This window comes from Verrucomicrobiia bacterium (assembly GCA_019634625.1).
Classification (GTDB): Bacteria; Verrucomicrobiota; Verrucomicrobiia; order Limisphaerales; family CAIMTB01; genus CAIMTB01.
In genome coordinates this window covers 45,286-65,106 of the sequence record JAHCBA010000025.1, presented here as the reverse complement: position 1 = coordinate 65,106, position 19,821 = coordinate 45,286, and the positions used below count along the sequence as shown (strand labels likewise).

Below are 19,821 nucleotides of genomic sequence, written 5' to 3'. Positions count from 1 at the left end.
CCGCAACGGTGGGTGCTCTGGGTCGTGGACTCGCGGAATTCGTCCCTCCGATTCGCTGCCTCCTCATCCCCAATTCGGGGATGCACCGAGGATTGCCACCCGCCCCCGGCCCTCCGTCGCCGGGCCCGATGCTTCACCGGGCCGAAGGGGCCGCGGTGGGTATGGGGACCGTGACCTCGCGTGAACCGGGTGGAATCGGCGTGCGCGATGTCAACCCGCCTGGCCACTGCACACGCAGCGCCACCGGCACCGCCGGCATGGCCAGGATGGGCGACAGGGTATCCTGTGACCCATAGCCCCCTCCCGCGGAAATCGTCCGTGCGGGCCCCAACCGATCGGCGAATTCGAGTCGCAGAATGGCGCCGATGCCCGCGGGATTGCCCGGCGGCCCGATGAGGCGCACGCGAAGGCCCGGCCGGCCCTGGGTGTTTCGAAACAGCCGGGTGGGACCCCGGTTCTGACCGATCGCGAGATCCGGCCGGCCATCGCCATCGAAGTCCGCAACCGCAGCGCCGCGCTGCTCCCCGGGGATACGGATGCCGCTTGCGGTCGGAGGTTGCGCCGTGAACGTGCCATCGCCTTGGCCCAGGAGCACCATTCCCAACCCGGCGTCGTACCGCGAGCGTTCGCCGGTCACGCCGAAGAAGTTCTGGGCGAGGAACAGATCCTCGTTTCCGTCGCCGTCGAAGTCGGCCACGGCGATGCCGAAGGCCGGCGCGAACTGGGCCTCCACCGGCAGGGGCACCGCCACGAAGCCGCCCGCACGCCGCAGGAAGACGGTGGAATCGAGATGCCGCGCCTCCAGGTGTGGCCACACCTCTCCGGACGGATCGAGGACGGCGTCGAGTCCCGCTTCGGAAAAAGCCCGGATGGTCGGGAAGACCGCGGGGAGGTAGGGCAACGCCCGGGCCAGGGTGTCGAAGTCCGCGTACGGCACCCGGAGCCCGGTGTCGGGATCGACGAAGGACTCGATCGCCGCAAGGCGCCCGTCGCCGTCGAGGTCGCGGTAGTGGATGCGGACCCCTCCGGCCAGACCCTGGCGGTACCGGGTGTTGCGGCCCCAGTTCGAGGCGGCCAGATCCAGGCGTCCGTCGCCATCGAAATCGCCGGCCACCACGCCGTTCCACCATCCCGGGTAACGATCGAGACCGAGTTCCGCCGTGATGTCGGTGAGGGTGCCGGCCTTGTTGCGGAGGACGCGGATGGGGCCCCAACGGGTGGCCAGAATGAGATCCGGCCGGCCCGTGCCGTCGAGGTCCGCAAACACCGCTCCTGAAACCAGGCCGATGCGGTCGAGAACGGCGTCATGGCGGAGGTCGTGGCGAAAGCCGGTCGCACCGTGGGTGAAAATCCGTGACGCAACCGGTTCCGGATATCGTCCCGCGGCAACGCGTCCCCCGACGAAGAGATCGAGGCGGCCCTCGCCATGAATGTCTGCCAGGGCAATCGGACCTGCGGCGGCGTCAAGGGCAGGGAACTCGGGCAGGGGTTCCGAACCGGGAAACGGGGCGACGGCCCGGACCGAGGACGGGCGGGGCGCGCTGTCCTCGTAGTTGGATTCGGCCGCCAGCAGGACGGTCCGGGTCGGCGACACCGTCCAGGCGGCGAGCCCGACCTGATCACGCAGGGTGAAGGCGAGGTTGGTCCGGGCGAAGGTTCCGTTCCCGAGGTTGCGGAACAGCGTCAGGAATCCGCGGGCCCCCGAGCCGACGGCCAGGTGCGGAGACGCGCCGGGAGGATCCTCGATCCACGCGATCCCGGGTCCGGGCCGGCTCCAGACCTGGGAGAGCAGCGGCTGGCGCGCCAGATCGTCGAAGTCGGGATCCGCATGCGCGTGGCCGTCGAGCCGGATCGTGACGTCCTCGAACAGGGTGGGTCCCGGCCTGGCAGGCGCGGGGCGCGGCGCCGACGGCGCATGCGCTTCGTGGATCTGGTGAAGCCGGTTGGGCGCCAACGGCCCGAGCACGGAGCGGCGACCGTTGCGCCAGGTGACCTCGATGCGCACCGGTCGATCCTCCCGCGCCGCGAACACCCGGAGGGTGTCATCGCCCGAAGCGTACCGTCCTCCCGCGACCACCTCCTGTTCCTGGCGTGGCACGGGACCGTCCAGCACCGCGATGCGGGCGCCGATGGCCCGGGTGTTGGGAGGAACGCCGTGGAGCCGCACCGCCACCCGCGCCCCGGGGGCGTCGTTCCGGTACAGGGACACACCCTGGTTCAGGTTGTTGAGCACGACGTCGAGGTCGCCGTCCCCGTCGAGATCCGCCAGGGCCATGCCCTGGGAAACCCCGCGCAGATCGAAACCCCACCGCTCGCTCACGTCCTCGAAGGTCAGGTCTCCCCGGTTGCGGAACGCAAGATTCGGCGTGTGAAGGGGCGGGAAGCGGGCCAGTCGGGCTTCGGGAGACTCACGGTCCCGGATGCGGGAGATCGCACGGATGGCGTCGGCGTCCTGGACGTCGTGAAGGTTGCCGGTGGCGACCAGGACGTCTTCGTACCCGTCGAGATCCACGTCGAGAAAAGCGACGTTCCAGGACCAGTCGGTGGCGTCGAGTCCGGCGAGCTGGGCGATCTCCGCGTAGGTGCCGTCGCCGCGGTTGAGGAAGAGGGTGTTGCGGGGCACCTCGGGCCGAAACTCGGGCCGGTCGAGGGGCGGCGTGTAGCGGCCCTGCATCATCTCGGGACGCTGGCGCTGGCGGTCCCGGTGCCGGCGTCCGAGCATGTCCACCACGAGGATGTCATCGAAGCCGTTCCGGTCGATGTCCCCCACGTCCACCGCCATGGAGGAGAGGCTCATGTTGCGGAAGGCCAGCCGGTCGGCGGCACGGAACCGGCGCCCGTCCTCGTTGATCCAGATCCGGTCGGGGGATTGGAAGAAGTCGTTGCAGACGTACAGGTCCGGGGTGCCGTCCTGGTTCAAATCGCGGAAGAGCACCGCGAGTCCCCAGTCGAGTGGAGGCCCGGCCAGGGGTTGTCCGTCCTCGTCGAGGAACGATCCGGCGGTCCAGGAGACGGGAGCGAAGTTCCCGGCGCCGTCGTTAATATAGAGGAAGTCCCGCTCGCCCAGCTCGATCACCTCCACCTGGCCGCCGTGCGCCATCATCGGAAGAAACCGGTTCTCGGGCGTGACCACGATGCGGTCCCCCACGGTGCGGGCCTCCACCTGGAGACCGGGCGGGCGATCCCGGTACGTGTCGGTGCGGTAGTTGGTCACGTAGAGGTCGAGGTCCCCGTCGCCGTCGATGTCCGCCAGGGCCAGCGAAGTGCTGCCGAACCGCCGGACAAGCCGGGTACCGGTCTTCTCGGTGAACCGCCCCTGTCCGTAGTTGAGGAAGAGTCGTGTCCCGCCGCCCAGCGCGTTGACCAGGAGGTCCAGATCCCCGTCGCCGTCCACATCCGCCAACACCGCCCCGGTGGAGGCCTGCTCCGGCAGGGCCACGCCGGCGGCTTCGGCGATCTCCTCGAACCGCCAGCCGCCGAGATTGCGGTAGAGCGCGTTCGGACCGTCGAGCCGGCAGAGGTAGATGTCGCAACGACCGTCCCCATCCACATCGCCGAGGGCCACGCCCGAACCGATCTCGAAGATGCGGTTCGTGGCGACGGTGCGGATGGAAATCCGGTTGGTGAAGGCCACCCCGGTCCGCTCCGGCCCCATCAAGGTGAAGCCCGGTCCCGCGCTGCCCGGAACAACCAGGGGGATCGAGGTGACAGGCTCTGCCGCACTCATCCGCGGCATCCACGCCGCGAGGCCTGCCGCGAGCAGGACTGCCAGCCGGGCGAATCCTCCGTCTGCCAGGGCGTTCGGTATCATGGCAGGACGGGCGCTGGCGCCGGGTGGCGAAGGGTGTTCCGCAGGATGACGAACGGCGGACCCTCCCGATCCCAGGTGCGCTGGAGGAAGGCGGGCACGGGCGTCGGCCCGCGCACATACGAACCCAGGACCAGATCGATGTCCCCGTCGCCGTCGAGGTCCCCGGCGTCCAGCGTCAGCCACCGCCCGGCAATGCATTGCGCGAAGGTCGCCGGAACGAAGTTCCCGCCGCCGCGATTCTCGAGGTACACGAAGCTCTCCCGAGGGGACCGTTCGTAGTCCGGGAAGTAGGCGATCGCGGCGATGTCAAGATCGCCATCCTCATCGAAGTCGCGCGCGACGGCCTTGGTGGCGCCGTTGAGCGGAAAGAACCACGCCGGTTCCGTCTCGAAGCGCCCGGCCCCCAGTCCGCGATACAGGCGCAGACCGTGATACCGCTTCGGCGGACTCGCGAACTCGCCGTTGTCCCCGTTCACCAGCAGCAGGTCGTCCACCCCGTCACCGTCGAAATCGGCCAGTTCGAAATGGGTGAGGCCGTGGGACGGCGGGAACTGAAGGATGGTCTCGAACCGGAACCCGCCCCGACCGTCGTTGAAGAGCACCTGCACCGTCTCGGATTCCTGCGCCGTGAGCACCAGCAGATCCGGGAACCCATCCCCGTCGAAATCGCGGGCCAGCGACCGGATGGCGCCGGACCGCTCGCTCAGGACGTGTTCGCGATGGCGGTCCCCGCCGAGATTCTCGAACCAGGAGAAGCGTCCCCGGTGGTTTCCAAACAGACACAGCGCGACATCCATGCGTCCGTCGCCGTTGAAATCGGCGAACTCGGCATGCACCGCCCTCGGCAGCCCCCCGATGAGGGTCCGCGCCGCTCCAAACCCGTTCTCCCCTTCGGGAAGAAACAACAGCGCGCCCCGCTGATGTTCGGAGGGCAGGAAGCTTCCGATCGCCGTCACGTGCAATCCACCGGGCGACTCGGCGAGGGCCACCGGGACGTTGCCCAGCGGGATCGACCGCGGCGCCCGCAGGGTATCCCCGAACACCAGCAGCCGCTGCCCCCCCTCGTCCCCAACGAAAAGCCGCCGGGTCTCCACGCCCAGGTGGACCAGCGTGGTGAGCGCGGGCCGGACCCGGAAGCCGGGCGCCTCAAATTCGAAAAGCGGCAGCCCGATCCGGATCTCCGGCCGCGGATCCTGAGGCAGCGGCGCGACCGGGGCCGCTGCAAGGTAGTACGCGACGATCGCCTCCCAGTCCTCGCGCGGAATCATCGGCTCCGCCGGGTAGATCCCCAAGGCGCGCAACAACTCCCCTTCCGGGCTTACCGAGTAATCCGGCGGCGACACCCCCAGCCGCGTCTCCATCCGGGGCAGGACCTGATCCCGCCAGGTGGCCCGGTCGAGGAGTTCGGGCCCGGGAAACAGATGGCAACCGGCGCAAACCAGGCGCGCGAGCGTCTCGCCCGATGGGCGGCCAGGCGCCGCCGCAGAAACCTCCGCCTCCGGCAAGGCCGCACCCGAGCACGCCACGACGACGACCGCGAGGATGACCGACAGGGTGCTGCCCCGCGGCGGCACCATCCCAGGTCGCCACCCGCGGGGGCCAAGCTTCGACCTGGACAGGCTCACCGGGGACATGTCGTTCGGGGCCGGCAACGGGAAGGATGGCGGTCGGGCATGGCGGACAGGTTGCCGATGCCGCGCCAAACCGGGGAAGGCAAATCGAGGCGTCGCCGGAGCATCCCCCTCGGTAGCCGCCCCCCCGCCCCGGATGAGGTCCTCAGGTCCTCATCCCACTCGTGACTCGGCCGCGGTCTCCGCACGTCCGGATGATCCCCGCGTGGTCAACCGTGCGCCAACATGGCATCCTCGTACGTCCTCTAACCCATCGACCCGATTCCACACCATGGCACTGACCCCCTCCAGCATGCTCGACCTCGGCACCCCGGCTCCCGCCTTCGCCCTGCCGGATACCGTGACGGGCCGCACCGTCCGCCTCGACGACTTCTCCGACCGCCTCGCCCTGGTGGTGGTGTTCCTGTGCAACCACTGCCCGTACGTGAAGCACGTCCGGGCCGGACTCGCGGATTTCGCCCGCGAATACCAGGCCCACGGCGTCGGCGTGGTGGGCATCAGCGCGAATGACATCACGGGCTACCCCGAGGATGCCCCCGATCGAATGAAGGCCGAAGCCGAAGCCGCCGGCTACACCTTCCCCTACCTCTACGACGCCTCCCAGGAGGTGGCCCGGGCCTACCGGGCCGCCTGCACCCCGGACTGGTATCTGTTCGATGCCAGTCGCCGCCTCGTGTACCGCGGTCAGTTCGACGCCAGCCGGCCTGGCAATGGCGTTCCGGTGACCGGCGCCGATCTGCGGGCCGCCTGTGACGCCGTCCTGAACGGGCGCACCCCCGATCCCGCCCAAAAACCCAGCATGGGCTGCAACATCAAGTGGAAAGACTGACCGGCCCGAATCTCCGGCCGAGTCCGCAAACCGACGGAAACCTCACAGCCCCGCCTCACCCCTGCCCGGATTCAAAGTCACTTCCCGGCACTCCATCCTCCATCGAGAATCAGAGCCGAACCGGTCATCGCCGCGGATGCGTCGCTCGCCAGGTAAAGCACCGCGGCCGCCACTTCGTCCGGCCGCGCCATGCGTCCGATCGCCTGGGTGGATTCCATTTCCGCCCGCGCCTTCGCCGGGTCGGGGTACTGCGCGATCATTGCCGTGACGAAGGGGGTCTCAACCCGCCCCGGACAAACGCAATTGCAGCGGATGCCCTCCCGCGCGTGGTCGAGGGCGAGGGCCTTGGTGAAGCCCACGACGGCGAACTTGGTGGTGGTGTAGGCCAATCGGTCCCGGACACCGACAATGCCGGCAATCGAGGCGATATTGATGATGTTTCCGGCACGACGCTCGCGCATCGCCGGCAGGAAGGCGCGGGTGACCTGAAACGCCCCCCGCACGTTCACCGACCACAGCCGTTCGAGATCCGTCGAGGTCGTCTGAACCAGCGTCCCGACATGGCCGATTCCCGCGTTGTTCACGAGGATGTCCAACCGCGTGTCCGCGCCGTGCACCCGCCGCGCCGCCGCCTCGCACGCCGCCTCGTCGGACACGTCGAGGGCCAACGCCGTCGCACACCCGCCGTTCGCGATGAGCCGGTCCGTCACGGCCTCCGCCGCGGCGACGTTCACATCCGTGACCCACACCTGTGCCCCGGCCTTCGACAACGCCTCGGCGATGGCCGCGCCAATGCCCGAACCCGCACCGGTCACCAGGGCATTCCGTTCATCCATGCTGAACATGAAGGGCATTCTGCGCGGTCCGCCCTCGCCCGGGAAACTCAATCCCGCAACCCGGTTCGTCCCCGGCTTGGAGCCCGTCGTGAAACCTGCTCGAATCGGCTTCCGGAGGCGTTCGTCATGGCGGCCTCCCGCCAAACACGAGCCCTGCTCCGCAATCGATGCCCATGGGATTTCGCGACAAACGGCTGACCTGGGAGGCCCTGCCAGCATGGCGGGCCCTTCAGGCAAGGCATGGTCGCCGGGTGGTCGTCACCAACGGCTGCTTCGACCTCCTCCACGTCGGTCACGCGAGCTACCTGGAACAGGCCCGCGCCCTCGGCGACATCCTGCTGGTGGGCGTCAATAGCGACGCCTCCGTCCGTGCCATCAAGGGCCACGGCCGCCCGGTCCACCCTGAAGACGACCGCCTCGGTCTGGTGGCCGCCCTCGAGAGCGTGGGGGCCGTCTGCCTCTTCCACGAACCCGGCGCCGCCCGGTTCCTTGAGGTCGTCCGGCCGCAAGTCTGGGCGAAAGGAGGTGACTACACCCTCGAAACCGTCGCGCAGGACGAGCGGCGGATCGTGGAGGACGGCGGCGGGATCGTGGCCATCCTCCCCCTTGTCGCGGGCCATTCGACCACCCGACTCCTGCAACGGCTCGGCGGCGAAAGCCTGCCCTCTGCGGCACGGGCATGATCCGGGAGAACGCTCGCTCCATGCGGCATCGCCGGGACTCGCACCGGACTTGCCACCGATGAACGAAGGGTCTGAACGTTCGGAAGAACTCTGAGGGAAAATGGTCGGGGCGGTGAGATTCGAACTCACGACCTCTTGTACCCGAAACAAGCGCGCTACCAGGCTACGCTACGCCCCGACACGGCGGTTACGTTGTCGGGCCGCCGCCTCGTTGGCAACGGGATTCTTCCGTCCGTCCCCGGTCGCGGGCCAGAGCGTAGAGCCCGAGCGCGACGTTGCGCATCGCGGCCAGGATTTCGGCCACGCCCCGGTGTGTCGTCACCTGGCAACCATCCTCGCCATAGGTGACGTCCCGACGGCAACGGGCCCCGTTCTCGGGGGCGTCCCAGCGGCCGCGGATGACCTCCATCAACTCCTCGTCGCCGGGCGGCGGCGCCTTCGGCCCCAATTCCTCCCGACCACCCCGCACCGCGACCACCTGCCAGCACCCGAGCAGAAGCCTTCCAAACGCGAGGAAGACCCGGCACCATGTCGTGCATGTACGGGGGTGATTCCGTGCCGGGGTGGCTGGGCGGCGGCCGGGAGTTCCGCACCACGCAGTGGCCGCAGGTGCGTCAGGCCGCGGAGCATCCGGCTCCCGGCGCCCAGGAGGCCCTCGCCACGCTCTGTCGAGACTATTGGACGCCCCTCTACGCCTACCTCCGCCGCACCGGGCATCCGCCGGATGACGCGCAGGATCTGGTGCAGGGCTTCTTCGCCGCGCTCATCGCCGGCGGCGACCTGCAGGCGGCCAAGCCGGCCCGAGGACGGTTCCGCTCCTTCCTCCTGGGCGCGCTCAAACATCACCTGCAAGACGAACGGAAGAAGGCCCTCGCGCTCAAGCGGGGTGGCCGGACGCCACGGCTGTCGCTCGACGAGCTGCCGGAGGCGGCCGAGCCGGTGGGCGTCATGCCGGACAGCCAGCGCGAGGCCGCCTATGACCACGACTGGGCCCAGGTCGTCCTGGCCCGCGCGCTGGCGGCAGTCCGGGAAGAATACACACAGCGCAGCCAAGGGGAGGTCTTTGAGGTGCTCCAGCCCTGCCTTGGTGGCCCCAGGCCGTTGCCGCCCTACACGGAGCTGGCCTGGCGTCTGGGCTTGGGCGAAGGCGGCGTGAAAACCGCCGTCCACCGGCTGCGGCGGGCATTCGGCGAACGGCTCCGCGCCGAGGTCGCCGCCACCGTGGCCGATCCGGCGGACGTGGACGCGGAACTCCGCCACCTCATGACGGCGGCGTGCCAGCCTCCCGGGATGTAGTGCAACCTAGGCCCAACGATTTCCCAGTAGGGAGCGACGTCATGCCCACGCTCGCCATTTGCAGCCACTGCGGCGCCGAACTGCCGTCCATCCCACCGCATGGGTTCTGCAACAGGTGCCTGTTTCAGCTCGGCCTGGCCGCGGCCGACGAGCCGGCGCAGGAGGCTCAGGCCGGGGCCGCCAAGCCGGCACCGGCCGCGCCGCCCCCGGAGGTCGCCCCGCGGTGGCTCGGCGGCTATGAGCTGCTCGGGGAGATCGCCCGCGGTGGCATGGGAGTGGTGTACCGAGCACGCCAGACCGCCCTCGACCGCCTCGTGGCGGTGAAGGTGATCCTGGCCGGGGAGTTCGCCGACACGGAGCAGCGAGCCCAGTTTTTCCATGAGGCGCAGGCCGCGGCGCGGCTCCAGCACCCGAACATCATCGCCATCCATGAGGTCGGTGAGCACGAGGGCCGGCTCTATTTCTCCATGGACTATGCGCAGGCCGGCAACCTCGCCACGCAGGTCGCCGGCCAACCGTTCGCCGCCCGACGGGCCGCCACCCTGGTCCGGACCCTCGCGGAGGCCGTCCAGCACGCCCACGACCAGGGCGTGCTGCACCGCGACCTCAAACCTTCCAACGTGCTGCTGGATCGGGACGGCCGGCCGCGCCTCGCGGACTTCGGCCTCGCGCGGCAAACCGATGGAACGATCTCCACGGATGGCGATGGCCGCGTGTTTGGCTCGCCGAACTTCCTGCCCCCGGAGCAGGCCGGGTTGAAATTCCGCACCGGCCGCGCCAGCGACGTGTACGGGCTGGGTGCCATCCTCTACTACCTGCTCACCGGCCGGCCGCCGTTCCTGGCGGAAACGATCCCCGAGACCCTCGATCTGGTTCGGCACAGCGAGCCCCTCCCGCCGCGGCGGCTCAACCCGAGCGTCCCAACCGACCTGGCCACCATCTGCCTCAAGTGCCTCGAGAAGCCGCCCCACCGCCGCTACCCGGACGCGCAGGCGCTGGCGGATGACCTCGGGCGCTTCCTCGACGGCGAGCCCGTGCGCGCCCGGCCGGTCGGTGCGGCGGTCCGTGCCTGGCGCTGGGGCCGGCGACATCCTTACCGGGCTGCCTTCGTCGGCTCCCTCGCGGCCGGGCTGGCCGTGGCGCTTGTCCTCCTGTCCGCGGTCAACCGCGAGCGCTCGCGCCTGGCCGCCCTGACGGCGGAGCTGCGCGTGATGCGCCAGGAGGACGAGGTGAAGCAGCACCGGCTGCTCTTGTTTCTCCGGGATGACTTTGAACGGCTGTGGGCCGATCCGGAGAGCGCCAGCATGGTGATCCGCTCCGAGGAGATCACCGCCCTGGCCAACCGGCCGCCCGCCGCGGCCGGCGGGATCCTGCCAGTCCGCTTTTCCTTCGGCCTCATGGTGAAGGAGCAGCCCACCGCCACGGCCCTGCAGCACGCCCTACTGCTGGAGACGCTGGAGCAGGGCATGGGTGAGCTGCTCGCCCGGCCGGTGCGGCTGGACGTGCGCTTCTACAAGTTCTACCCCGACCTCGTGGCCGGCGTCTGCACCGGCCAGGTGGACTTCGCGCGGCTGGCCGCCCTGCCGTACCTGCGGGCCCGGCGCGACACGCCGGCCCTGCAGCCCCTGGTTCGCGGCACGGCGCGCTCGAAGTATGCCGTGATCTTCACCCGGCCGGACACCGGCATCCGCACGCTGGCCGACGTGCGCGGCCGGCGCGTGGCCTTCGGCGAGACGAACTCCACCGCCAGCTTCCACGCGCAGATCCACCTCGCCCGGGCCGGCTTGGCCGCCGCCCAGCTCGCGGGGTACGAGTTCCTCGACAGCACGTATGAATTCGCCGAGGACGTCCTGGCGCTGGGCCACGAGGAAGCCGTGCGGCGGCACGGGCCGCTCCACAGCCACGCACAGGCCATCGAGGGCGTGCTCGCCGGCGACTACGACGTGGGTGTCTGTATGGAGTGGGCCTTCCGCGCGAACCAGCACCGCGGCCTCGTCGCCGTGGGTGACCGATTCGAGAGCAGCCGCACGCTGCTGGTCGGATCCCCCGGGCTGCCGGCGGACGTGGCGCGCGCGATCATCCAGGCCCTCTGCGGCCTGAAGGGCGCGTGGCTGCAGGCCCTGCCCGACACGGCCGCCGGCTACGAGCCGGTGTCCGAGACCAGCCACGCGACCATCCAGAGCTGGCTGGACCCCATCGAGCAGGCCTACCCGCCCAAACCCAGCCCGCCCGGTTACTCGGAACGCCTCCGATCCCGCGAAACGCCATGAAGCCGCCACTCCATTATGTCGCCGGCCTTCTCCTCGCCGCCCTGCTGCCCTTGCCCGGACCCGCCGGCCCGCCCGTGGCGATCACGGAGGTCATGACCGCACCGTCCGGGGCGGGGGAGGACTTCTTCGAGCTGACAAACTACGGCTCCGACGCGGTGGACCTCGAGGAGCTGTGGTTCGCAGATGATTCCGGGCTGGACGCGGCGCACCGGCTTGCCGCCCTGGCCAGGCACGCCGGCGAAGCCACCGTACTGCATCCCGGCGAATCGCTGATCTTTGTGCGCGCAAGCAGGAACATGCCCGCGGAGGCCGAGTTTCGGGCGTGGTGGGGGGAGGTGCGGCTTGCGGATCGGCGCATCATCGTAGCTCCGTGGGGGTTCGGTCTCAACGCCACCAAGGACGAGCTGCGCCTGTGGCACACCACGGCCACCGCAACCACCGAACTGGACCACGTCCCGCTCGGTGTCGCCGACCGCGGGGTGACCTTCACGAGCCATGCCGCCACCGGCGTCTTTGGCGCGCTGAGCATCGAGGGCGAGCAGGGTGCCTTCCGCGCGGCGGCCGGCGGTGACGTCGGCTCTCCGGGCACGGCCGGCCCAGCAGTGCCCCTCCGGGTGGTCCAAGACCCGGCCGACGTGGAAACGGATGCAGGCGCCACCGCCATCTTGAGAGTGGTGGCCCATGGCCTGCCCCGGCCGCGGTACCAGTGGCGCTTCGAGGGGGAAGACCTGCCCGGCGCCACGGCGTCCCTGCTGGTCCTCTCGAACGCCACGCCGGCCGTGGCCGGCACGTACACGGTGCGCCTCGAGAACGGCCTGGAGAGCCTTGTCACCGCCCCGGCCCGGCTCAGCGTCAACCAGATGCCACGCTGCGCCGCCATCGTGCGCCCGCCCGCCGACCTCGATGTCACGCCGGGCCAGACGGCCGTGTTCCGCGTCGAGGTGCGCGGCTACCCGCTCCCGGAAATCCTGTGGCGGCACGAGGGCGAAATCATCCCCGGCGCGACCAACGCCGTGCTGGAGCTGCCGGGCGTCTCGGAACCCCACGCAGGCCGTTACACCGTGGAGGTGCGCAACCCGCTCTGCGCGACCAACGCCTCCGCCTTCCTGGCCGTGCTGCCACCACCCCGGTTGGTCGTGACCGAGGCCATGCTCTGCCGATCCGCCAGCATCGCGACGGTGGCCCGCAACGACTGGTGGGAGCTGACCAACCTCGACACCCGGCCGGTCAACCTCCGCGGCTGGCGCTTCGACGATTATCCCGGCGTGCTGGACGGCGCCTTCACCATCACCAACGACGTGTGGCTCCATCCCGGCCAGTCCGCCATCTTGGTCTCGGACCTCGATACCGAAGACTTCCGTCGCTGGTGGGGCGACGCGAATCTGCCGCCAGACCTGCCCATCCTTTCGTACTACGGAAACGGCTTCAGCAGTGACTTCACGGAGTTCATCACGCTCTGGAATGCCGCGGCGCGCGACGACCACGATTTCATCCTGAAGTTCGAGCTGAGGGTCTGCCTGGAATTCCCCGACCCCTGCCCGTGCGGCGCGAGCCGCTGGTACGATCCGGCGGATGAGGATGCGGAACTTCGATACAACTACAGCGTGGCGGGCGAGCGTGGCGCTTTCCGCGCGGCCGCGTCAGACGACGTGGGTTCGCCCGGCTGGCTGAACAACGATCCGTGCCTTAGCAGGCTGCAGCTCTCCGTCGCCCGCGTCGCGGCCGGCCTCGAGCTGACGTGGTCCGCGCTCCCCGGCTGCACCTACGAAGTGCAGCGCAGCGACACCCTGCCTCCCGCCACGTGGACCGTCCTCGCACGCGTCACGGCCGCCGCGGGCACGGCGGGGTACACGGACACTCCGCCCACGGCTCCACCGCAGTTCTACCGCGTCGTGCTGCTGCCTGCGACGCCATGAAACCGGTGCAGCACCAGCGGCGGCAGGACGGAGCAGCGGGCGGCTTCACGCTGGTCGAGCTGCTGGTCGTCATCGCCATCGTCGGCGTGCTCGCGTCCCTGCTGCTGCCCGTGCTGGGCCGGGCGCGGGCGCTGGCCCGGCAGACAGAGTGCGCCGGCCGTCTCCGGCAGTGGATGCTGGCCCAGACCCTGTACGCCGATGACCACGACGGCCGGATCGCCCGCGAGAGCTTCGAGCCCAACGGTGTGTCGCTGAACACCTGGGGCGAGGTCACCCATCCCTTTGCGCGCGACGTCTGGTACAACGCGCTGGCCGTGCAGATGGGCGTGCCGCGCGCCGCCGAGTACGGCCTGTCGTCCGTGCGACCTGGCTTTTACCATCGCGCCCGGATCTTCCACTGCCCGCAGGCGACGTTCCCGCGGCGGCGGCTGGAGGATCCGGCGGTGTTCTTCTCCCTGGCCATGAACTCGAAGCTCATCATGCGGCCGCACACGACCGTCCGGCTCACGCAGGTGCTGCGCCCCACGGCCACGGTGGCGTTCCTGGAGAACCGGCTGCCGGACGACGCGCCCGCCGCGCCGGACCAGGCGCAGGACTACCAGCTCGGCCAGCCCAGCGCCTACGCCAGCCGCTTCGCCGCCCGGCATCGCGGCCGGGGCAACCTCGCCTTCCTGGACGGCCATCTCGAGGCCCGCCGCGGCCCGGAGATCATCACCAACGGCATGGCGGTGTATCCCCAGGACCGCCTCGTCTGGACCGTGGACCCGGACACGAATCCCAATACCGAGTGAGCGGCGGCGGGCGCGGGGACCCGCGGGACTTTTCCTGAAACCCGGCCGCGGCGTTGTCCCTGTAGGCGGGTGAGGACAACACCGCCCATGAATTCCGCCCCCATCCTGCGCCATGTCGGCACGGCCGCCCTGCTGCTGCTCGCCGCGCATTCCATCGCCGCCCAGCCCGGGCCCGTCATCACCGGTTTCCGCCTTGGAGCAGACGGCGGGCCTGCGGTGTCCGTGCCTGCGGCGGCGGACGCCTATCTGATCCTTCTCCGTGGCGAGGTGGTGACCAACGTGGGCACCCCGGCCGCCCTCGGGCCGCTGCCCGGCCCCGAAGCGCCGGCCGAAATTGAACTCGTGGACCCGGACCCGCTGCCGGCCGCCGGTGCGCGCTTCTACCGCGTGGAGCGGGTGCCGCTCACCACGCCGAAGGACAGCGACGGCGACGGGATGAACGACGTGTACGAGCTGGCCCGCCGGCCCGTGCTCAATCCCCTGGACCCGGCCGACGTGGCGGCCGACCCCGACCACGACACGCAGAACAATCTGGCCGAGTACCGGGCCGGCACCGATCCCCTGACCGCCAACCCGCCGCCGTCGGGCCGGGTGGCGGGGCGGCTGGCGGCGGGCCACTCCCACACGGTCGCGGTGCTCGCCGACGGGACGCTGTGGACCTGGGGCAGCAATGACTATGGCGGGCTGGGCGACGGGACGAACGATGACGAGCGTGACTCACCGGGCGCGATTGAGCCTGAGGGCCGCTGGCAGTCGGCTTCAGCGAGGCATCACAGCATGGCCCTGCGGATGGATGGCACGCTGTGGGCATGGGGACCCAATCTTCGCGGTCAACTTGGTGACGGTTCCGGGTCGAGCACTCGTCGGCCTGTGGTAATCGAGCCGGATGTCCGGTGGCAAAGCATGGCGGCCGGTCTATTTCATACTCTGGCCCTGCGGTCCGACGGCACGCTCTGGACTTGGGGCGGCAATGAGACAGGGCAGCTCGGCGATGGGACGACGGAAGATCGTGCCACGCCGACAGCCATCGCGTCGGAGCAACGTTGGCTGTCAGTCGCGGCTGGGGAACTCCACTCGTTGGCCCTGCGTGCCGACGGCACGCTGTGGGCATGGGGGCGCAACCTGGAAGGGGCCGTAGGCGACGGCAGCACGACCCACCGGCGGGTTCCCGTGCCCATACAGCCGGGCCAGCGCTGGCAGGCCCTTGCCGCGGGGAATTACCACTCGGTCGCCCTGCGTGCCGACGGATCCCTGTGGAGCTGGGGCCACAACGGTGCAGGCCAGTTGGGCAACGGGACCCAGGCCGACCGCGCATCCCCGGTGGCCATCCAGCCGGACCAGCGCTGGTTGGCGGTGGCGGCCGGCGGCTGGCATACCGTGGCCCTGCGGGCGGACGGCACCTTGTGGGCCTGGGGATTCAATGATTCCGGGCAACTGGGTGACGGCACGAACTTTGACCGGTCCCGGCCGGTGGCCGTCCGGCCCGGCGAGCGGTGGCTGGCCATCAGCGCCGGAGGGTGGCACACGGTGGCGCTGCGGGAGGACGGCACGCTCTGGGCCTGGGGGGCCAACCCATGGGGGCAGCTCGGTGACGGAACCCGAGACGCTCAGGCCGCTCCCGTGCGCGTCCGCTTGAACCCTTGATGGGCAACAGGTTCAACGAACGGAAGACACAGAGCTGCGCTCCGTAACAATGGCTCGTTACGAGTCTGGGGAATCAAGGATGCGAGCCAGCAAGGTACCCCCGGGCGGCAGAACTTTGGTGGCGCGGTCTGGGGGGCCGCCGCCCTGGCATAGTGGCGGGTGGATGATGCCCATCTCTGCACCTGAAACCCTGCGCCGGCTTCTTCCCTGTAGCGGGTGAGGACTTCGCCGCCCATGAAACCTGCCCCCATCCATCGCCGTGCCGGCACGGTGCGGCCGGGAGAGGCGCTCCTGCTGGATTGCCAGACTGGCCCTTCAGGCAGGCGGACTCGGCGATTGACACAGGCCTGAAGTGGCGCGGCACCCTCGAAATCCAACTCGTCCCCAAGACGTTCCACCATGAATCGTACAACTCCCCGGAGTCCGATTTCCATCGCCAACCTCCTTGTGCTCCTGCTCGTGGCACCGGCCGATGGCTTCCTCGCCGCTGCCATGCCGCGGATTCAAGGCATCACGCAGTCCGGCGACAATGTCATCGTCAGCGGCGGCAACGGGCCTCAAGGGGGCAGCTACCTTGTGCTGGCCACGACGAGCCTATCCCTGCCGGCGACCAACTGGGCGCGCATTGCCACCAACTCCTTCGGGGCGGGCGGCGTCTTCGCATTCACCAATGCCATCAGCCCGGCGGCTTCCCAGCGGTTCTACATGATCCAGCCGCTGTATCCATCGCCTTGTTTCGAGAAGCTGGATGTGCTCGGCATCTCCTGGACCTGGGGGCCCGAGTCACCCGGGGTGACCTCGCCCGTCACGGTCGCCCTGCCTCTGGGAGGGATGCAGTTTCGTTTCATGGACGGGACGCTGCGGGAAACTTGGTTCATGGACTGCGAGCTGGCCTTGGCGCTCCACCGCATGGCGCAGGTGCTGGCGGCCCGCGGGGTCGTCGAGGTGGTTGACTTCGGGATTTACAACTACCGGTGCATCGGGGGCGGCATCCCGCCGGACTGCCCCCGGGGCCTTTCGATGCATGCCCGGGCGCTCGCGCTCGATGTCGCCGGTCTTGTCACGGACGAAATGGGCCTCCTTTCGGTGGCCAATGACTGGGAGATAGATGCTGATGGGAACACCTGCGCCACCCGCGCACGGGAGCCGCGGGATGCCTTTCTTCACGCGGTGCTGTGCGACCTCCACGCCGCGGGGATTTTCACCATCCACCTTTCCCCCAACTTCAACGCGGACCATCGCGACCACTGGCACCTCGACCTGACGCCGGATGCGGGGCGGTTCATCCGTTAGGACGCTTCAATTAGAATCATGGCGGCTGGAACGGGCGGGACGGGCGTCTATCCGCCGCTCTTTGGTGCAATGGCCTGAAATCCACACTCCGCGCACGCGTCCGCTCCGTTCTGCCATCGGACTCCTGATGCCGTAGTTGACCGGCTGCGTTCCGAATGCGGATCGACAGGTCTGAAACCTTGCGTCGGCTTCTTCCCTGTAGGCGGATGAAGACATCATCGCCCATGAATTCCGCCCCCATCCTGCGCCATGCCGGCACGGCCGCCCTGCTGCTGCTCGCCGCGCACTCCTTCGCCGCCCAGCCCGAGCCGGTGATCTCCAGTGTCCGAATCGGACAATACAATCGAACAGAATCCGAAACGGCCTCCGGGCGTCGATCAGGCCAACCCCTGGGTCGTGAGGATCGAGAAGCTGTCCGGGATCTTCAACCCACAGCCCGTCCGACCGCATGGGAGGATCCGCTGCCTGTCCACTGGAGGTTCCGGGAGTCGGGAACCACCGAACCATTGAAGGCCATCGTCCATGCATCCGGCCGATTCGTGGCGGTGGGTGGAGACCGGGATGCCGTCATCCCGGCCTCGCCAGACGGTGAGCATTGGCAGCAACAGGAGGCGGACGACGCCAGCGGTCTTGCAGATTTGGTCGTTGCCGGAGGCCAGTTTGTGACCGTTGGAGGACAGCGTCCAAGATTCATAAATGGCCTCCGACGGCTATGGTCCTGACATCCACCGATGGCGTTGTATGGGAGCGCCTTGCGGTGCCTGCAACAAACGCGCTGTTGAGCGTCGCCCACGGAAAAGGAAAATCGGTCTGCGGACTTGTTGTGGGTCCGGTCTCCCTCCCAATCGGTGTCCCGGCTTCAGCCGGCCATCGCCATTCCCCCGGCTCCCTGCACCCTTCCCAAGGCCCGGCACGCTAAAGCGTAGAGACCCAACCACCGCTCTCCGTCCCCCCGTTCCGAAACATGCGGGAGCTTGCTCCAGCAGACGATCGCACCCCCAAGGCGTCGAGCACGCACCGGAGCTGCCTTCCATGGATCGAGGGTGGCGGTTCGGTCCACACCACGAAATCCGCGCGCCGGATCTTCTCCCGCAATGGCCATTGCGAGGCGATCCGCTGCCGGATGTGATCTGCCGTCCAGCCCCGGTCGAGGAGTCTCCGATTCTGGGTCTCCGTCAGGCAGGCGACGCAGGCAATGGCATCGAAATGCGACTCTGCCCGCGTCTCGTAGAGGAGCGGAATCACGACCGCACCCAGAACGGCCCCCTGCCCGCGCCAGATGATCGTCCTCCGCTCCCATTCAGCCCGTATCCGGGGATGCAGAATCCCCTCGAGGCGAACCCTTTCCCCGGCATCGGCAAATACCCGCTGGCCCAACCGGCTCCGGTCCAGCACGCCATCCGCGGCAAACACCCCATCGCCGAAAGCCTCCCGGATCTCCCGCAGGGCGTCCGAACCCGGAGCCACCACTTCCCGGGCAATGCGATCGGTGTCGGCCACGGGATACCCCATCCGCTCCAGGAAGTCCGCCGCCGTGGACTTCCCCATCCCGATGCCGCCGGTCAACCCCAGTAACACCATGGTGCGTGTGCCATCCGGGTGGACATCCATTCACCCTGCCTCGTCCGCCACCGCGTCGAGTGCCTCGCGAAGTTCCGACTCGGGAACCGACTGTCCCCATTCCACCTCCCCAATCGCCCGCGCCAGGACGAAGCGCACGACTCCGTCGCTGACCTTCTTGTCGAGCTGCATCGCCGCCAGCAACCTTCGTCGCCGGGCGGCAGGCAGATCGACACGCACCGGGAGTCCGGCGCGTTCGAACAAGACCCGGATTCGGTCCACTTCGGACGGGGCCAATCCCATCAACGCCGACGACAAGTGGGCTGCCGCCATCTGCCCGATCGATATGGCCTCGCCGTGCAGGAACTGGCCGTATTCCGTGATCGCCTCGAGGGCATGTCCCACCGTATGCCCGAAGTTCAGAATCGCCCGGCGCCCGCTTTCCTTCTCGTCCTGCCCCACCACCTCGGCCTTGATCGCACAACACCGCGCCACCACCGGGCCCAGCACCGCGGGATCGAGTTTCAGCAACCGATCCAGATCCCGTTCCAGGCGCCGGAACAAGGCGGCATCCGCGATGATGCCGTACTTGATGATCTCGGCCAGCCCCGCCCGAAGCTCGCGTGCCGGAAGCGTGCCCAGCGTCTCCAGATCGCAGAGCACCAGTCGCGGCTGAAGAAACGCCCCCACCAGGTTCTTCCCGGCCCGCAGGTTGACCCCGACTTTCCCGCCCACCGAACTGTCCACCTGGGCCAGCAGGGTGGTGGGCACCTGGACCAGGGCGATCCCCCGCAGGTAGGTCGCCGCCACGAACCCCGCCAGATCCCCCGTCACCCCGCCCCCCAACGCCACCACGAACGACCGCCTTTCCAATCGATGCCGCGCCAGCGCATCGCAACAACGCTCGACTGTCGCCATCCGCTTCGATCCCTCCCCCGGCGGCACCCGGACCAGCACGGGTTCGAATCCCGCCCCCCGCAGACTCTCCAGCACCCCGGGCGCCCACCGCTCCGTCACCCCCCCGTCGGCAATCACCGCACACCGTGTCGCCAGGCCCAGCGCCCGACACCGCCGCCCCAGGGACCCCAGCAACCCCTGCCCCACCCAGACGGAATAACTCCTCGTCCCCAGCGGGACCGTGACCTGACGCATGGCGACGACCCTAGCCGCCCTGGGGCGCCATTCCAATCACGAGCCCATTACGCGCCGGTGTCGCGAGATGAAGGCATTCTTTACAGGACCCGGCTCCTCCCCGACAACC

General features: G+C 69.1%; 13 protein-coding genes and 1 tRNA gene. 8 read left to right on the top strand and 6 right to left on the bottom strand.

Annotated features, from left to right (window positions below; all coding sequences use genetic code 11):
- Positions 1–133: 133 nt before the first annotated feature.
- Together KF833_15170 and KF833_15165 are read right to left on the bottom strand one after the other, a co-directional pair.
- On the bottom strand, positions 134–3,811 hold the full coding sequence (locus KF833_15170; GenBank protein MBX3746648.1) for a VCBS repeat-containing protein: 3,678 nt from the start codon (positions 3,809–3,811) through the stop codon (positions 134–136).
- The gene (locus KF833_15165; protein ID MBX3746647.1) at positions 3,808–5,388 is read right to left on the bottom strand and encodes a VCBS repeat-containing protein; all 1,581 of its coding nucleotides are present in this window, start codon (positions 5,386–5,388) and stop codon (positions 3,808–3,810) included. Before KF833_15165 ends, KF833_15170 begins: the two co-directional genes overlap by 4 nt.
- Positions 5,389–5,713: 325 nt before the next feature.
- Here KF833_15165 and KF833_15160 point away from each other — a divergent pair, with 325 nt between their 5' ends.
- Positions 5,714–6,271 (top strand): thioredoxin family protein, encoded by a 558-nt coding sequence (locus KF833_15160; protein MBX3746646.1) that lies wholly within the window; start codon positions 5,714–5,716, stop codon positions 6,269–6,271.
- A 77-nt stretch (positions 6,272–6,348) separates the two neighbouring features.
- Here KF833_15160 and KF833_15155 read toward each other — a convergent pair whose 3' ends face one another.
- On the bottom strand, positions 6,349–7,116 hold the full coding sequence (locus KF833_15155) for an SDR family oxidoreductase (GenBank protein ID MBX3746645.1): 768 nt from the start codon (positions 7,114–7,116) through the stop codon (positions 6,349–6,351).
- Between the two features lie 164 nt (positions 7,117–7,280).
- Here KF833_15155 and KF833_15150 point away from each other — a divergent pair, with 164 nt between their 5' ends.
- Complete coding sequence (locus KF833_15150) at positions 7,281–7,790, top strand: adenylyltransferase/cytidyltransferase family protein (protein ID MBX3746644.1); 510 nt, start codon at positions 7,281–7,283, stop codon at positions 7,788–7,790.
- Positions 7,791–7,891: 101 nt separating this feature from the next.
- Here the strand turns inward: KF833_15150 and KF833_15145 are convergent.
- Positions 7,892–7,968, bottom strand: a tRNA-Pro gene (locus tag KF833_15145).
- Positions 7,969–8,318: 350 nt separating this feature from the next.
- Between KF833_15145 and KF833_15140 the strand changes: the two genes are divergently transcribed.
- The 6 genes from KF833_15140 to KF833_15115 all read left to right on the top strand — a co-directional run bounded on the left by KF833_15140 (position 8,319) and on the right by KF833_15115 (position 17,000).
- Positions 8,319–9,086: a sigma-70 family RNA polymerase sigma factor gene (locus tag KF833_15140; GenBank protein ID MBX3746643.1), complete on the top strand. Its 768-nt coding sequence runs from the start codon at positions 8,319–8,321 to the stop codon at positions 9,084–9,086.
- A 41-nt stretch (positions 9,087–9,127) separates the two neighbouring features.
- Positions 9,128–11,356, top strand: a complete 2,229-nt coding sequence (locus tag KF833_15135) for a protein kinase (GenBank protein ID MBX3746642.1) — start codon at positions 9,128–9,130, stop codon at positions 11,354–11,356.
- Complete coding sequence (locus KF833_15130; protein ID MBX3746641.1) at positions 11,353–13,272, top strand: lamin tail domain-containing protein; 1,920 nt, start codon at positions 11,353–11,355, stop codon at positions 13,270–13,272. Before KF833_15135 ends, KF833_15130 begins: the two co-directional genes overlap by 4 nt.
- Entirely contained in the window at positions 13,269–14,063 is a 795-nt protein-coding gene (locus tag KF833_15125) for a type II secretion system protein (GenBank protein ID MBX3746640.1), read from the top strand. The genes KF833_15130 and KF833_15125 overlap by 4 nt, the downstream gene beginning before the upstream one ends.
- A gap of 87 nt (positions 14,064–14,150) precedes the next feature.
- Complete coding sequence (locus KF833_15120) at positions 14,151–15,707, top strand: hypothetical protein (protein ID MBX3746639.1); 1,557 nt, start codon at positions 14,151–14,153, stop codon at positions 15,705–15,707.
- 399 nt (positions 15,708–16,106) lie between these two features.
- Positions 16,107–17,000: an extensin family protein gene (locus KF833_15115; GenBank protein ID MBX3746638.1), complete on the top strand. Its 894-nt coding sequence runs from the start codon at positions 16,107–16,109 to the stop codon at positions 16,998–17,000.
- Between the two features lie 915 nt (positions 17,001–17,915).
- Here the strand turns inward: KF833_15115 and coaE are convergent.
- Both coaE and aroB read right to left on the bottom strand, forming a co-directional pair.
- Positions 17,916–18,611 (bottom strand): dephospho-CoA kinase, encoded by a 696-nt coding sequence (gene coaE / locus KF833_15110; protein ID MBX3746637.1) that lies wholly within the window; start codon positions 18,609–18,611, stop codon positions 17,916–17,918.
- Positions 18,612–19,712, bottom strand: a complete 1,101-nt coding sequence (gene aroB, locus KF833_15105; protein ID MBX3746636.1) for a 3-dehydroquinate synthase — start codon at positions 19,710–19,712, stop codon at positions 18,612–18,614.
- Between the last annotated feature and the right edge of the window lie 109 nt (positions 19,713–19,821).